This is a genomic window from Rubripirellula obstinata, from assembly GCF_001642955.1.
GTDB classification, from domain to species: Bacteria; Planctomycetota; Planctomycetia; order Pirellulales; family Pirellulaceae; genus Rubripirellula; species Rubripirellula obstinata.
Genome location: NZ_LWSK01000058.1, coordinates 1 through 15,165, shown reverse-complemented (window position 1 = coordinate 15,165; position 15,165 = coordinate 1). Strand labels below are relative to the sequence as shown.

The window sequence follows — 15,165 nt, the reverse complement described above, 5'->3', positions numbered from 1 at the left end:
TTACCGCGTTATCTTCCTAAGATTGCTTGTCATGAACTTTTCAGAATTGGGCGGTAATGAGCACGCCTCTCCCAGAGGGACTTCGATTGTATTGATGACACTTGGTGGGATTGCCCATCAAAAAACCCGGTACCAAAGTACCGGGTTTCGAGATTGTTGAGTCATCTGCCTTGATGCACTATTTACGTCGCCGGCGTGCAGCAACGAACCCGCCACCGATGGCCAACAAAGCAAAGCTGGTTGGTTCAGGAATGGCGATCGTGACAAACTGGTTTCCAGCAATCGTTGAGAAGTTGGGAGCGAACTCAACGTTTCCAGCACCTCCAACTCCTCCGATGACTTGGTTGGAGACAAAGCCGCCGCCCGCGATAAAGCCTGCCAATCGGATGTCTCCGGTTGGGCTTCCAATCACACCGAGTGGGATTGAAAACTCTAGTCCGGTCGTCACCGCGCCAGCCCCGGAAACCAAGGTGTCAGTGACGCCCAGGATATTCGATTGATCGATACCGACGTTAATGCCGTTGGAACCAGCAAGTGTCGTGCTTCCTGGAAGAGATCCGCCGAGGAATGATGTGCTGGAGCCAATGGTCGCGAAATCCAAAAAGTATTCGGCAGGATCATTGCCGCCATTGAGGATCAACCCATAATCAGCGCCGAAACCGGCATCCAAGACGGTCCCGTTGTAATCGTTGAAAGGACTTCCTAATCCATTGGTATCATCAAGTGTTGTTTGGCCACCTGCAACCGAATCAATGTAGAGCACCAGGCGGTTGAAGTTCGTTTCGACATTGCCTGTCACCAGCACGTTGAGGTTGCCACCTGAAACAACACCGTAAACGCCATTAATTTCGGAGCCACTTGCACGACCAACCGTTGCATCGGTATTGTCACCGAATCCGGTGGGCGTATCCTGTGTAAAGAGGACAGATCCATAGCCTTCGGCACCGCCAAGAGAGCCATCGGCGACAACGGCCGCGGTTGCTAATTGAGCATTAAGGCCGACCGCAGCGGCCAGCAATGCAAACATGATTTTCTTCATTCTAAACCCTTCATTCGATGGTGAAACAGCAATGAATTAGCCCTTCGGAATTGGCTTCGATGCTGAAAGAAAGGAAACGACTGCAACCCATTTTGATGGACTCAGCTACATTCATGATGTGCGTTGAGCCGGTTTATGGGAGAAGTGATCACAGTCTTGCAAAGACAAGCTAGCCCGAGGTGACTTATTAGACTAATACCTACAGTTCCCCCAAGCCACTAAGTTTTTGCGTCTTTCCACTACGATTCTGTGTCATGCAGGGGGCCGGCATGCTGGTCGGTTTGGATTTAAAGTAGGCATCCGATTTGCGTGCCTGTGCCCTGGTCATGCAAGTTTCTGGCTCGGCTTGGGGCCTGATTGCCAGGATGTAGGCCGTAGCGAGCTTCCAGCGAGTTACGGCAATTAGCGCACCGCCGTAACTCGCTGGAAGCTCGCTACGGCCTACTTTCAAGGGTTGCTAAACGATATCGCCCCGCGCGTCTTGCGGCCCCCAGTCGTGCGGTGCGATGCCCGCGCGGTTTAGCGGTTGAGCAACGTAGGCCGGAACAAGGAGTCTTCGACGCAGTTCCGGCAATTGCATTTCGCAGTACATACGTGCATTTCGCAGTACATGCGTTTAACGGTGGAACGCAATTTTTGCTGGGAACAAATGCTTCACAGCGTTTGCCTTCCAGGGCTGCGTGAAACGCTGCATCGTCTACGCCGAATCCCTCGCTTACGCGTTCAGTTTGAGCTCAATAAACCGTGCTAGAGGTTGGCGGTGTTCCGCAGAATCCCAGCCTACCGGGCGGAACCACTTACCAGAATCGACGCCCTAATAATTGACAAAGGATCGTAGGATGCTGACGTGGAAATGCAGTGTTCGCTTTGAAAACACGGGTATATGATGACATTCAATGGTCGAGACTTGCTCTGGAAGGTCAACCTCGTCCGCATTAATGGTCTCCGTTTTACTCAGCCACTCTAATTAAAGGTTGTAGTCATGTTTAAGGGAAGAAGTTTATCACGCGGCGGTTTTACGCTGGTGGAATTGCTGGTGGTCATTGCGATCATCGGCGTGTTGGTTGGTTTGCTTTTGCCCGCGGTTCAAGCAGCACGCGAAGCTGCTCGGCGAATGAGTTGCAGCAACAACTTTAAGCAGATTGGCTTGGGCATTCACAACTACCACTCGGCTTACAAGAAGATGCCTCAGCAAATGTCGGGGCCCGCGATTGCCGGTCAAGACGAGCATGATCCTTCGGCGGAGAACTGTCACATGATGAACAGTTTCCTCGTCGGGCTGATGCCTTTTGTTGAACAGCAAGCTCTTTGGGAACAGATTAGCAATCCAATGCTGACGATGGCTGATGGCAACGTTCGTCCCGTTGGCCCCTGGGCTGCTTTTGGGCCATCGCCTGACAACGATGACGGTTCAAATGAAACTCGCGGTTGGTTTTATCAGCCCTGGATTACCGAAGTACCAACGCTCCGCTGCCCCAGCGATCCGGGGTCCGGTGTACCGGCACAAGGCCGAACTAATTATGGGGCCTGCATGGGAGACGCCATCGAGCGGCTCAATCGTGGATACCGCCACTGGGACGATCTCGTCTTTCCCAATGGTGCTGATGCGAGTGCAGCCGCCCAGGAAGGTAGAGCATCCTGTCGCGGTGCGTTTGTCACCCGATACCAAACTGGTTTTCGTGACATCCTGGATGGGCTTTCAAACACGATCGCTTGTGGTGAAATCGCGACAGACTTAGGTGATCGTGATGCGAGAACCAATCCAGGAAAGGGTGCCGGTGCCTACACGAATCCGAGTGCATGCATCGATGAAAATCTTGTAGACCCATTGCGACCTCTGTTTTGGGCACCTGGTACGGTAACGGCGGCGCAGGCCAGCATGGGTTGGACTCAGCGCTATGGTCGTGGCTACCAATGGTCCAGCGGTTACACGCTGTTTAGTGGTATGCAAACAATTTTGCCACCCAACTCGCCCGCTTGCATTGGCAACGATGGCGACTGGCAGCCCATGCGTAGCGATGGCACGCTGCCACCAAGTTCTCGTCACCAAGGCGGTGTGCATGTCCTAATGGCAGACGGCGCGGTGAAGTTTATCACCGATTCGATCGAAGCCGGCAATTCAAGGGCGCGGCCAGTGATGCTCAGCAACACTGCTCCGAACGCGGTCGCCGGTTCCATTAGTCCCTATGGATTGTGGGGTGCATTGGGCACACGGGCGAGCAAAGAAATCATCGAAGAATCATTCTAGTCTTTTCTCATAGGAGTCCTTTGAAATGAAACATTTACTTTTGGCATTTGGGACGCTCTTTGTTGCCGTTTCGCTGGTTGGGTGTGGTGGTGATTCAGAGCCTTCGATGGTTGCTGATCCTAATGAGTACGCTCCTTACCAAGCGTCGGCCGAGGAGATTCAGGCTCAGCAAAGTCAAACGAGTCGGCCGACGAATCGGCCTTAGGAATTGTCCTGAAATAAATCCCAGAGATCAGATTCCAACAAATCCCAACCCGAACGCGTAAGCGAGGGATTTACCCGGCAAACAATGATCCCTCGCTTACGCGTTCGGGTTGGGAGTCAGGAAGTTGTTTCGGGATAGGGCCTTAGCGACTGTCTTGATGTCGTCGCTGGTCCCGGCTGGGTTCAGTCGAAAATCGATCTAAGCTTGACTGAACCCTGGCGGGATCAGCTACGGGCAGATCACGGTGGCGTTCACCGAGAGATGTTTTTGTTGTCAGCATGAGTTATGAAACGCGTACTGCATTCGCATGGTCTTATCTGCTCGTTCCAGTGGTATCTTGTTGCACCCCACGTCACTCCCTTCGCCGCACGGCATTGGTGATTTGGGGGCGGGGGCGTACCGTTTTATTGACTACTTAGTCACGGCTAAACAGCGACTGTGGCAAGTGCTTCCGCTGAATCCAACCGGGTTTGGGAACTCACCCTATTCAGCAACATCGGCGTTTGCGGGCAATCCGCTTTTGATCGATCTTGTGCGGGTTGCTGAAGAAGTTGGATGTCTAGAAGCAATCGGAAACTCGCACCGTTTCTGCGATCAATCGGTTGATTACGAATCGGTAACTCGCTGGAAGATGCCGATTCTAAGGCATTGCGCCGACCAGTTTTTAGGTTCAGCCAAAGAGGATCGGCGTTTAAGTTACCAGCGTTTCTGTCTGGAACATCAAGACTGGCTTGAAGACTATGCCATGTTTGTTTCGATCAAGCAGCATTTTGATCGGCTGGGTTTGGAACAGGGTTGCGATAGTTCGGCGTGGAATTTGTTCTGGGACAAGGGACTTGCCCAACGCAATCCAGAATCGATCCGGCAATGGTCGGATTCGCACTGCAAGGAAATCGAAACTGAAAAGGTGCTGCAGTTTTTCTTTTTCGAGCAATGGCTAGAACTAAAGAAATACGCCAACCAACGCGGCATTCAAATCGTTGGCGACGTTCCGATCTTTGTTGCGATGGACAGTGCGGACGTTTGGTCTTCACCGAATCTATTCTTGCTGGACGATCAGCTACAACCGGTTGAGGTCGCGGGAGTTCCGCCTGATTATTTCAGTGAAACGGGTCAGCGTTGGGGCAATCCGCTTTACGACTGGGACGAAATGCGGAAGGACCAATTTGCTTGGTGGGCGCGGCGTTTTCGTGGCCTGTTGAACATCGTCGACGTGGTTCGCATCGATCACTTTCGAGGTTTCCAAGCATGTTGGTCCATCCCGGCGGCGGAGGATACCGCCGTCAATGGACGCTGGGTGAATGCGCCTGGCGATGAAGTGTTTTCGACCATTCGCCAAGCCAACGGTGCTTTCCCGATCATCGCCGAAGACCTTGGCGTGATCACACCCGAAGTCGAAGCGATGCGAGATCGTCATGGGTTCCCCGGGATGCGGATCCTGCAGTTTGGGTTCGACCCCAGTGAATCCCGCAGCGATCACTTTTTGCCGCATCGCTACATCCCAAATTGTGTTGTTTACACCGGCACCCATGACAATGACACGGTGAAGGGTTGGTATGACGCACAGGGCGAAGATGTTCGTCGATACGTCGATCGATATCTGAACCGGGGTTCGGGCCAGGTTGCTTGGGATTTTATTAAGGCCGCGATGGCGTCGGTTGCGAACACCGTCGTCTTGCCGATGCAAGATGTTTTGAATCTTGGTAGCGAGAGTCGTTTGAATACGCCAGCAACGATTAATGGAAATTGGGGCTGGCGTCTGCAAAGCGACCAGCTTTCTGATTCGACGGCGACGAAACTGGGTAACTTGGTCGTCCTGTATCAACGCACCGAATGTAACCTCGCTGCCGCACAGGAAACGGCACAGGGAACGGCACTGGGAACGGCACAGGGGCCTGGGCAAATCAATGCGTGCGAAAACGCGACTGACCAAGAAACGAGTTTACGAATCGATGGAAGTCCCGAAGCGAACGGAAGCCCACAACCTCACCATCCAACGCCGCTTCAGCCCATCGTCTGATTTATGTTTCATCATTTCACCCGACTTGTTTGCTGCCTGACGGTTCTGCACTTCTTTGTTGCATCGCAAGCCCCGGCAATCTGGGCCCAAGAACAGGCGGTTTCTCAATCGAACCATTTTCAACCGGACCAGTTGCCCCCCGCAAAAATGCTACAACTAACCGAGATCGAAAGAGCATCTGGATACATTGATTTAAACGAGACCACTTTTTTCGTCTTTGATTCCTCGCTCTACAACCTCAATCCAAACCACGTCGTTGTCACCGGAGAATTCCGTGGTTGGGATCAAGACATGCAGGATCCTGATTGGACGCTGACTCGAAGTGGGCAAGTACCGACCATTTGGACGCTTGCCGTTCCTCGATCATCCACAAAAGCCATTCGCCCATCATCGCCTTTTAAGTTTCGAATCGACGATGGGCAATGGATCGATCCTCATGCGTTGGCCGTAAACAAGCAGAGCGGAAATTTAATTTATCGTATGGGCGAAAAACCAGCCCGGCTGCGGGCGGAAATGCTGGGCAATGGAACGATTTCGGTATCGCTGGATGCCCTGCCTGAAGTATCCGATTTCGACCCTGCTGATTTTCGTTTGACCAATGCGGTTGGGCGTGATGTTCCTCTGCAGTCATTCAAAGCACAGGGATCCACGATAGGCGTCTTAACGCCTGCCGAGGCCATCGACCGGAATCGAGTTTACTACCTCGAATACCCAGCGATGAATCTAAGAACGCTGTGTCGTCGGGACGGTTGGATGCGGCACCTGCAATCATCCAAACCGCTAGGGGCGGAGGTCGCTGAGGACGGCAGCCAGACAACTTTCCGTCTTTTCGCACCGCGGGCAACCGACGTTCGATTGTATCTTTACGAACAAGCCGAAGACGAAAAGGAATCGAAGCAATTGGCGATGGTTCGTGATGAAGATGGAATCTGGGAGTCCAGTGTCGACTCGGATCTGCATGGAATCTATTACGACTTTTCAGTCCACGGGCCATCCGATCCAGGCAACTATTTTTACGAGACACATCCCGTTCGGATCAGCGACCCGTATGCCCGCGTCAGCGTGGACAGTTTTGGCAAGTGCCGAGTGTGGCGAGCGACCAAGCCAGCGACGCCACTGAAAAACGGACGTCCAGCGATGGAAGATGTCGTGGCTTACGAGGTTCACGTCGAAGACTTCACGCTTGATCTGCCCGTCGATGAGGACATCAAAGGCACGTTCGCCGCGATGACGAAAACTGGGCTGGTAAATGACTCGGGTGCACCGGTTGGATTTGATCACCTTAAAAGACTTGGCGTCAACGTCATTCACCTGATGCCGGTTCAAGAATACCTGCACTATCCCGATGACGTTTGGCAGGAAGCTTTTGCCGATGACCCGTACATGATCAAAGCCGGTGTCCACAAGTCGAACTATCAATGGGGATACCGGACAACGCATGCGTTCGCGATCGAGACGCGTTATCGCACCAAGGGCACGCCACACGGTGCCCAGCGTGACCAGTTCCGCGACATGGTGCAAGCGTTTCACGATCACGATATGGCTGTCATCATCGACTTGGTGCCCAACCACACTGGCGAAAATATGGATGGTCGCCATTACCTGTTCAACTTCAATGCCATCGATCTGCCGTACTACCATCGCACCGATGAAGATCTCAACCACATCGGTCCGTTTGGAAACGAAATCAAAACGGAAGACCGTCCGATGGTTCAACGTTGGTTGATTGATCAGTGCAAAGACTTGATCGCAGAATTCGGCATTGACGGTTTTCGGATCGACTTGGCGGGGCAAATTGACAAGGCGTCGCTGATTAAACTTCGCGAAGCATTGGACCCAGACGTGATTATCTATGGCGAACCATGGATCGCACCAAGTGATCCCGACGTGGCCGCCAATCCCGATTGGAGTTGGTACAAGAGCGACGCGCCGATTACCTACTTTCAGGACGGTGCCCGGAACGCGTTCAAAGGCCCGACAAGCGATCCAACTATCAAAGCGACCGACCGCGGCTTCGCCGGTGGTGATGCTTCCCAACGACACAATGTTCAATTGGCGATTAGCAACGGATTCGACGATGAAGTGGTTCCGAATCGTGGGATCAATTACCTGGACATCCATGATAATTGGACGCTGGCGGATCAGTTTGCGACCACGGACTGGGACGGGCGAAAAGGCGTCGATGAAGGCCCTTACAAAGTTGCTGCTGGGTTGTTGATGACGTCGCTTGGTCCGATTGTTGTCCACGGCGGGACTGAAATGATGCGAAGCAAAGGATTGTTCCCCAACCAGGAAGTCACGAAGCTGCTTCCCGATGGGATGCTGGTTTATCACGGCAAGAAGGATTCTTACAACCTTCGCAATGCGAACCTGTTTCTGTGGCAAAACGCGGGCATCGATCCAGAGAAGGATCCAGCATCGCACCAATACACCAACATGATTAATTATTGGCGAGGGTTGATCGAGCTGCGCCAAAGTGATCATGGCCGATGCCTGCGTGTTGGTACCAAGCCAGGCGACGATTACATCCAATGGATTCTGCCAGCCAATGCCCATCATCTTGGATACATCATCGACGCGTCGATGATGGTGTTGGTGAATACCGCCAACGATGATGCAACGTTTCAAAACGTGGCATTACCAGCAGGCAAATGGCGAATGGTTGCTAACGATTCGGTCGTCGATGTTAACGGAGTTGCCCGCGGCCGTGATGCCATTCTTCGCGGTGCTCGATTACATGACGTGACGGTTCCAAAAACCAGCCTAAAGATCTTTGTCAAAGATTGATTCCTTGCCCTGTAAACCTCACATGATTCGCATGCTTAAGCCTTCATTCGCAATTGGTCTCCTGTTTTTGACACTGATTAAACCATCTCAACCGCTGGCTGCGGATTTGGGAACGCAGGATTCTCAATCGGTCGAGCGTCCGTGGAATGAAGACGTTATTTATTTCGCTTTGACCGATCGATTCCATGATGGCGATCCCAGCAACAACACGCCGAAGGATTGCGATCCGGCGCTTTATGATCTTGAGCAATCAGAGATCAGCATGTATCACGGCGGAGATTTTCGAGGCATCGAAAAGGCGATTCAAAGTGGCTATTTCACTGATCTGGGCATCAGTGCGATTTGGCTCAGTCCGCCGGTTCGCAACGCATGGCGATCGGCGTTCGATTCGGGCGGTCCCAAGACTGGTTATCACGGTTACTGGACCCAAGATTTTCTTGACATAGACCCGCACTTGGTCAGTTCAAAGTCGCTCGACGGGACGCCTTATCCCGACAATCGTGACGGGCGGATGATGCACTACCGTGACTTGGTGAACTTGGCACATCAACACGGTATCAAAGTCATTCAGGATGTTGTTTGCAATCACACCGGTCCATTGTTTTATTACGATGCCAACGAGAACGGCCAACTTGATTCGGCTGATAAGCAGGAATGGATTGCGCCTTTTGCGATGGATCGATACACCAACACTGCCTGGGTCAATCAACCACAATGGAATTTGCTTCCGCCTCAGCCCGCTGGCGTTCAGACGGTGCTCGGCAAACAAGTAAACACAACTGGCGTGCTGCGAGACTTTAACGTCTATGGCCGTTTTGGATTCAATGACGACAGTTTGGGTAAATCAGATGGCGAAGAAGTTCTCTGCGATTTCTTCTCGCTGCGTGACTTGTACACGCACCCCGAGGCCCCGCACTTTGATGCTCTGGTCGATGAATTTGTTGAGATCTATTACTTCTATATCAACACCATTGGAATTGATGGGCTTCGGTTGGACACGGTCAAACATGTTCATCACGAATTCTGGACGGCATTCACCCACCGGCTTCGAGCCAAGTTAGGAGACGACGCCGACAAGCTGCTAATCTCCGGCGAAGTCTATGACGGCAATCCACGCGTGCTGGGGCGGTACACGTTTTCCAAGGACCCAGAGTCGGGACAGAAGACCACTGAACCTTGCTTGGATTCGCTACTGAACTTTCAGTTCTGTTTCAACTTGCGAGATTACCTTCGCAAACCGGGCGCAGACTTTGGCAACCCATGGGGGCTGCAGAACACGACTGACTATTTGTACCGAACTGGCGATCAGGCTTGCTACAACGAAGAGGTTGGATTCGACGGGCTGCGTCCGCGGCAAAAGATGATCAACTTCTATGAAAACCATGATGGGCTGAACCGGTTTCTGGTGAAAGAAGTCGATGAGGTGAAGCATCGTCTGGCGCTTACCATCTTGATGACCAGCGAGGGGATTCCTTGCGTTTATTACGGCGCTGAGGCATCACTGCGTGACACCGACGGGCAATTGGGACGCGACAGTGAGACCGGGCGGATCACGTTTGCAAAGCAGGCGGATCAGGAAACCTTGCAATCAGCCAAACAGGCAAAGGCGTTTGAGCTGATTCGGCGATTGGTCGAAATGCGTCAGAATCATCCGGCGTTGACCTCGGGATCGATGGCAACGTTATGGACCGATGCTGATAACGACAAAGGCGATGACGGGCTTTATGTCTTTACCAGATTCTTGGTCAATGATGCCAACGAAGTTGATCGTTCCAAAACGGTTTTGGTTGCCATCAACGCCAATCCCAACAAGTCGGCAATGGTCAATTCTGTTTCGTTGGCGACCGGAAACGACGGTCAATTTTCACTCGCGTTACCCGGGGACTCTTTTTTACCGTTTCAAGTGGTCGGCGGTGGCGGTGGCGGTGGCGATCAGGGTGCTGGGAACAGGGTTCTGGTTCGACAAGATTCAGAGACCTCGATGCCATCGATTACGATCAACGTGCCAGCTTCTTCAGCGATTGTCTATGTTCTTCAGTGACGTAACGCTGATTGGATTATTATCTATGTATTGGCGGATGTCCTAAGTGAACAATGAAAAACAACCCCTGTCTTTTTGGCAAATTTGCAACATGTCATTTGGCTTCTTCGGAATCCAATTTGGCTGGGGGTTGCAGATGGGGAACATGTCGGCAATCTACGAATATCTAGGTGCCGATGAGAGCGAGCTTCCACTGCTTTGGTTGGCTGCGCCGATAACGGGGTTGGTCGTGCAGCCGATCATTGGCCACATGAGTGACAATACTTGGTGTTGGCTTGGTCGTCGGCGGCCCTATTTTTTGGCGGGAGCGATCGGTGCGAGCATTGCGTTGATCTTGATGCCGCAAAGTGGCGCGTTGTGGATGGCGGCTGGTTTGTTGTGGGTTCTTGATGCGTCGGTGAACATCAGCATGGAACCGTTTCGCGCCTTCGTCACGGACTTGCTTCCCGACAAACAACGCACGGTCGGCTTTGCCATGCAGTCGGTGTTCATCGGCGCAGGAGCGGTCATCGCGTCGAAGTTGCCGGGGTGGTTGGAAACGGGCGGGGTAAGTTCGGTTACCAATTCGGTTCAGCAGATACCGCAAACCGTCCATGTGGCTTTTACCGTCGGTGCCTTCGTGTTTCTGATTGCCGTGCTTTGGACCGTTGTGACAACGAAGGAACATCCGCCGAGCGAGGAAGAAATTTTGGCGATGAAGAACAAACGCAGCGGCTTATCAGAAATTTCCGCTGCGTTTCTGAACATGCCAGCCAGGATGAAACATTTGGCAGGGGTTCAGTTTTTGACTTGGATGGGCCTGTTTTGCATGTGGATTTTCTTCACGGTGGCGGTGGCTCGAGATGTCTTGGGCGCAACCGACCCGCAGTCTGATTTGTATAAGACAGGGATTTACATCGCCAACGATTGTTTTGCTACTTACAACCTGGTCGCATTTTTCACCGCCATCGCTTTCCTTTGGATTGGGCGATTCGCGTCAGCAAAATGGATTCACGTTGTCTCGCTGGCATGCGGCGGTTTGGGGCTATCATCGACGCTGTTCGTGCGAGATCCAACCATTTTGACTTGGGTCAGTTTCAGCGGCGTGGGCATCGCCTGGGCATCAATTTTGTCGATGCCGTACGCCATGCTTTCGAGTTCGCTGCCCAAGAATCGTGTCGGGGTCTACATGGGAATTTTCAATCTTTTTATTGTGATCCCGCAAATTTTGGTCGCCATCATTCTCAGTCGGGTATTGTCCCAGTTCGATCAGATCAACCGTTTGCATGTGGTTGTGTTTGGCGGCGTTTGCTTGTTGTTGGCTGCCGTGTTCACCGCGTTAATTCCTTATCGCGATCAACCGAATTCTGAATTGGTTGAGGGGTAAGGTTTCCAATGGCAAAAAAGAAACGCGTCGCGCTGATCGTCGAATCTTCGGGTATTTATGGTCGAGAATTGCTGGCTGGAATCACACGATACTGTCGGTCGTGCGATGACTGGCTCGTCTTTTACGAACAGCGTGACCTGTCGAGCGAATTGCCGCATTGGTTGTTGAACTGGGATGGCCAAGGGATTATTTCGCGTGTGATTAGCCCAAGCTTGGTGGAGTCAGTTGCCAAGACAGGTGTCCCGTTAGTTGAATTGACCGATCGCAACGAGGACAGTTGTCACCCGCGTTTGCGAAGCGATGATGACGCGATTGGACGAATGGGCGTTGAGCATTTTACGGATCGAGGTTTCCAGAGTTTTGGTTATTGCGGGTTCGAGGATGAGGCTTGGTCGTTGCGACGTGGTGAATCGTTTGCGAGGCACGCGCAGAAGTATGGTGAATGCTCGGTTTACTCTTCGCGATGGCACGGTGCGACCGATGTTTCATGGGAAGAAGAACAGTCTCGATTAATTGAGTGGCTTGGATCGTTGCCCAAGCCCGTGGGTGTGATGGCGTGTTGTGATATCCGCGGTCAGCATGTGTTACAGGCTTGTGCCCAAGCAGGCTTGAATGCGCCTGAAGAGGTGGCTGTGTTGGGTGTGGATAACGATGAATTGTTGTGCCAGCTTTGCACGCCGCCTCTTTCTAGCGTGATCCCCAACGCAGAACGAATCGGGTTTATGGCAGCCGAGATGTTGGCAGCCATGATGGAAGGAACGGTCGCTGTTCCAGAAGTGGACCGCATCGCGCCCATTGGTATTTGCACTCGCCAATCCACCGAGATTGTTGCGATTGATGACCCCGACATTGCCGCCGCGATTAGCTACATCCGCGAAAACGCCTGCGAAGGCATTTCGGTGGGCGATGTGCTTAGGAATGTGCCGGTTTCACGCAGCACGCTGGAACGACAGTTGCGAAAATACCTGCGCCGTTCACCGCAACAAGAAATTCGCAACGTTCGAATGCGACGAGCGTGCGAGTTATTGAAGATGACCGACTTGTCGGTTGAACGAATCGCTGGCAATTGCGGGTTCACGCATCCCGAATACATGCACGCGTTCTTCAAGCGAGAGTTGAAGATGACGCCGCGTGAGTACCGCGAATCGGCATCGGCTCAGCGTTAGGAACGACCGGAGAATTAGTGTCGCCTTTCGCTCCGCGAAACTAGCGGATTCGCGGCTTTCGCGGAGCGAAAGGCGACTATAAAAAGTTGCACGTTCCTTAGATGTTCTAGTCGTCGTATTCTTCTCGTCTGCCGCGTTTTTCTTTCTTGGGCTTTTCGACCGTGACGATCGGGTCGCTATCACGACGATCGGTGACCTCGAAATCTTTCGGCAAAGTAAGGTCGTCAACGGTTAGCACTCCGCCTTCGGCGATTTCGTCCGCGATCAGGTTTAGTTGTTCTGGAAACGCTTTTGCCGGACCGTACAAGTGGATGCGTTTGATGTGTTGCTGAATCTTTTTGGGCCGTTTGACGTCATCACTGAAAGTGACTTTGATCGGAAGTTCTTTTTCTATCACCGGAGGTAAGCCTTTGATCCAGTTTTGATAAAGCTGGACAGATATCTTTGATGGGGCCCGAAATGTTCGCGCACCGCTTTCAATAGGGATATCGAAGCTTTGGTCTTTGGGCAATTCCCCGACAACGGATCGCTGGAGAGTGCGTAGGCTGTGCTGAAGCACTTTCACAAACCCGAATGCGTGTGGCAAAGACAGTCAATGGGCGGCATGATTCGGGTGCTTGGGACGGCAATTTAATTGCTGACGCTTCTTGTCGTAGCGGAAGCGGCGTAAGCTTTCGGCAAATCTCCGTTCTAGCCGAAACTCTTCGCGAGTTACGCTACGTCATTAAAACCATTGACGTCCCTCGTGATCAGAACGTTGTGATCAGAACGTTCGCAAATCGTCCTGGAGGTGGCGGCAACTCTCTGCTTGGGATGTAAATCCCCGAATGGCAGTCTTGAATCTCCGATGCGCACTGCCGTAACTCGCTGGAAGCTCGCTACGGCCTAGATGCTGGCGATCAGAGTGGAGGAACAACAGTGGAATTACCGATGGTAGGGAGTAAAAAAGACAGCAGCGGAAGCGGGATTCGCGTCGAGCTTCGGATGGTTGAAGACTGGCCGAAAGTCACGCGCGACTTCCGCTACTGCATGCTTGGTGTCAAGCTACTCGGCTTAGCTAGCCGCTTTGTAGGCATCGCGTAGATCGCGGATCTTGTCGTGACCCGCTTTGACTTTCGCGTATTGACCTAACAAGACATCGTTGACGGCGCTACCGGCGGTTTCCTTCATGATATCTTCGTAGGCTTCCTTGATGTGATCTTCACCACGCTCGGCTTCGATCAGAATCACGTAGGCGTCGCCGCCGTTGAGCTTGCCTCGAATGTTGATCCAAATGCGGTGGGTCTTGGCAGCAACACTTCCGTCGTCTTCGGCCTCTTCGCCGTTGAACTCAATCAACGTTTGCAACTCACTTGCCATTGCCGATCGTTCATCGCCAATCTGTTTGAACAGCGTTTTAAGCTTCGCGTCGTCAAGCTCTTCTGCGGATTCGTGAAAGCCGTTGTACGAGTCGATGTTTGCTCGAATCAATTTCTGCATCTTGTTGACCGTTTCGTCAGTCAGGTTTGTTTTTGTTTCAAGTGCCATGATTGCAGTCTCCTTAATCGTGTTCGGGTTAATCGCAGACGCTCTGCGAGATCACTCGTTGAAGTAACGCAAAGGTCGTGCCACTTTGCCAGCCATACTTGTCGTTGGGCAAGCCGAAAGTGCGAATGAAGGCGTTAGGAAAACAGTACGTTGGACCTCATGCGCATTCGCTCGCTTGGGCGTGGCGGCACACCGATTGCAACTAGTCGTCAAGGTCATGCCGACTTCTCTTTCGAGTCGTTGGCTATCTGGCTTTGATCCAAAACCTTCCAAGGAGGTCTAAAATGTCTCAAACAGCTCAAGCGTCGCCCAGCGATCCAACGAAGTCTTGGGCCAGCGACGATTGGCACCGCGTCTGTATTGCTGTTCAAGAACGCTGGCCTCATATCAGCGAACAAGACATCAAAGCGTTGCCGTGCGATCGAGACGCCATTGTCGGTTTCTTACGCGAGTTCACTGAAAGCTCGCTCGACGAAATTAGAGCGGTGGTCAACGAGTTTGCGCCTGATGAAAGTCTCGCAGACCAGGTTGCGGGGATCGCCGAAGATGTCGCTGAACCTGTACACGCCGCCTTTGATCGAATGCAATACGAAGCGGACGAGCATCCGGCTGCCGCCAACGGAATCGTGTTCGTCACCGGGATGGCGTTGGGGATTTTGGGAACCCTCGCGTTCCTGCGTTCTCGCCCAACGCCGTGAAGAGTTTTGGTCCCCGAAAAACCCATTGTTTTGTTTAACCGCGTGGGCATCGCCCCGCGCGTTTCGCC

The 15,165-nt window shown here is 52.5% G+C and carries 11 protein-coding genes; 8 read left to right on the top strand and 3 right to left on the bottom strand.

Features of this window, described 5'->3' with window-relative positions; translation table 11 throughout:
* Nucleotides 1-178: 178 nt before the first annotated feature.
* Nucleotides 179-1,039 carry a PEP-CTERM sorting domain-containing protein gene (locus RC85_RS15120; protein ID WP_068264312.1) on the bottom strand — a complete coding sequence of 287 codons (861 nt, stop codon included), beginning with the start codon at nt 1,037-1,039 and terminating at the stop codon, nt 179-181.
* Nucleotides 1,040-2,021: 982 nt separating this feature from the next.
* On the opposite strand from RC85_RS15120, the gene RC85_RS15115 reads away from it, so the two are divergent.
* From RC85_RS15115 to RC85_RS15085, 7 genes are all read left to right on the top strand, one after another.
* On the top strand, nt 2,022-3,287 hold the full coding sequence (locus RC85_RS15115) for a DUF1559 domain-containing protein (protein ID WP_068264311.1): 1,266 nt from the start codon (nt 2,022-2,024) through the stop codon (nt 3,285-3,287).
* A gap of 25 nt (nt 3,288-3,312) precedes the next feature.
* A complete protein-coding gene (locus RC85_RS15110; RefSeq protein WP_068264310.1) occupies nt 3,313-3,492 on the top strand; it encodes a hypothetical protein in 180 nt (59 codons plus the stop codon).
* A 307-nt stretch (nt 3,493-3,799) separates the two neighbouring features.
* Complete coding sequence (gene malQ, locus RC85_RS15105; protein ID WP_068264308.1) at nt 3,800-5,512, top strand: 4-alpha-glucanotransferase; 1,713 nt, start codon at nt 3,800-3,802, stop codon at nt 5,510-5,512.
* A 147-nt stretch (nt 5,513-5,659) separates the two neighbouring features.
* On the top strand, nt 5,660-8,299 hold the full coding sequence (locus tag RC85_RS15100) for an alpha-amylase family glycosyl hydrolase (RefSeq protein ID WP_238383137.1): 2,640 nt from the start codon (nt 5,660-5,662) through the stop codon (nt 8,297-8,299).
* Nucleotides 8,300-8,330: 31 nt separating this feature from the next.
* Nucleotides 8,331-10,340, top strand: a complete 2,010-nt coding sequence (locus RC85_RS15095; RefSeq protein ID WP_160148184.1) for an alpha-amylase family glycosyl hydrolase — start codon at nt 8,331-8,333, stop codon at nt 10,338-10,340.
* Nucleotides 10,341-10,431: 91 nt separating this feature from the next.
* Nucleotides 10,432-11,706 carry an MFS transporter gene (locus RC85_RS15090; RefSeq protein WP_149752910.1) on the top strand — a complete coding sequence of 425 codons (1,275 nt, stop codon included), beginning with the start codon at nt 10,432-10,434 and terminating at the stop codon, nt 11,704-11,706.
* Nucleotides 11,707-11,714: 8 nt separating this feature from the next.
* A complete protein-coding gene (locus RC85_RS15085; protein ID WP_200836786.1) occupies nt 11,715-12,872 on the top strand; it encodes a XylR family transcriptional regulator in 1,158 nt (385 codons plus the stop codon).
* A 106-nt stretch (nt 12,873-12,978) separates the two neighbouring features.
* Here the strand turns inward: RC85_RS15085 and RC85_RS27510 are convergent, their stop codons facing one another.
* On the bottom strand, nt 12,979-13,269 hold the full coding sequence (locus tag RC85_RS27510) for a hypothetical protein (protein WP_160148185.1): 291 nt from the start codon (nt 13,267-13,269) through the stop codon (nt 12,979-12,981).
* 656 nt (nt 13,270-13,925) lie between these two features.
* Nucleotides 13,926-14,399: a PA2169 family four-helix-bundle protein gene (locus RC85_RS15070; protein WP_068264294.1), complete on the bottom strand. Its 474-nt coding sequence runs from the start codon at nt 14,397-14,399 to the stop codon at nt 13,926-13,928.
* Nucleotides 14,400-14,683: 284 nt separating this feature from the next.
* Here RC85_RS15070 and RC85_RS15065 point away from each other — a divergent pair, with 284 nt between their 5' ends.
* Complete coding sequence (locus RC85_RS15065; RefSeq protein WP_068264292.1) at nt 14,684-15,097, top strand: hypothetical protein; 414 nt, start codon at nt 14,684-14,686, stop codon at nt 15,095-15,097.
* Nucleotides 15,098-15,165: the final 68 nt, after the last annotated feature.

Coding starts and splice junctions, on each gene's coding strand:
- RC85_RS15120 (WP_068264312.1), bottom strand. CDS start 1,039: ATGAAGAAAATCATGTTTGCATTGCTGGCCGCTGCGGTCGGCCTTAAT.
- RC85_RS15115 (WP_068264311.1), top strand. CDS start 2,022: ATGTTTAAGGGAAGAAGTTTATCACGCGGCGGTTTTACGCTGGTGGAA.
- RC85_RS15110 (WP_068264310.1), top strand. CDS start 3,313: ATGAAACATTTACTTTTGGCATTTGGGACGCTCTTTGTTGCCGTTTCG.
- malQ (WP_068264308.1), top strand. CDS start 3,800: ATGGTCTTATCTGCTCGTTCCAGTGGTATCTTGTTGCACCCCACGTCA.
- RC85_RS15100 (WP_238383137.1), top strand. CDS start 5,660: ATGCTACAACTAACCGAGATCGAAAGAGCATCTGGATACATTGATTTA.
- RC85_RS15095 (WP_160148184.1), top strand. CDS start 8,331: ATGCTTAAGCCTTCATTCGCAATTGGTCTCCTGTTTTTGACACTGATT.
- RC85_RS15090 (WP_149752910.1), top strand. CDS start 10,432: ATGTCATTTGGCTTCTTCGGAATCCAATTTGGCTGGGGGTTGCAGATG.
- RC85_RS15085 (WP_200836786.1), top strand. CDS start 11,715: ATGGCAAAAAAGAAACGCGTCGCGCTGATCGTCGAATCTTCGGGTATT.
- RC85_RS15070 (WP_068264294.1), bottom strand. CDS start 14,399: ATGGCACTTGAAACAAAAACAAACCTGACTGACGAAACGGTCAACAAG.
- RC85_RS15065 (WP_068264292.1), top strand. CDS start 14,684: ATGTCTCAAACAGCTCAAGCGTCGCCCAGCGATCCAACGAAGTCTTGG.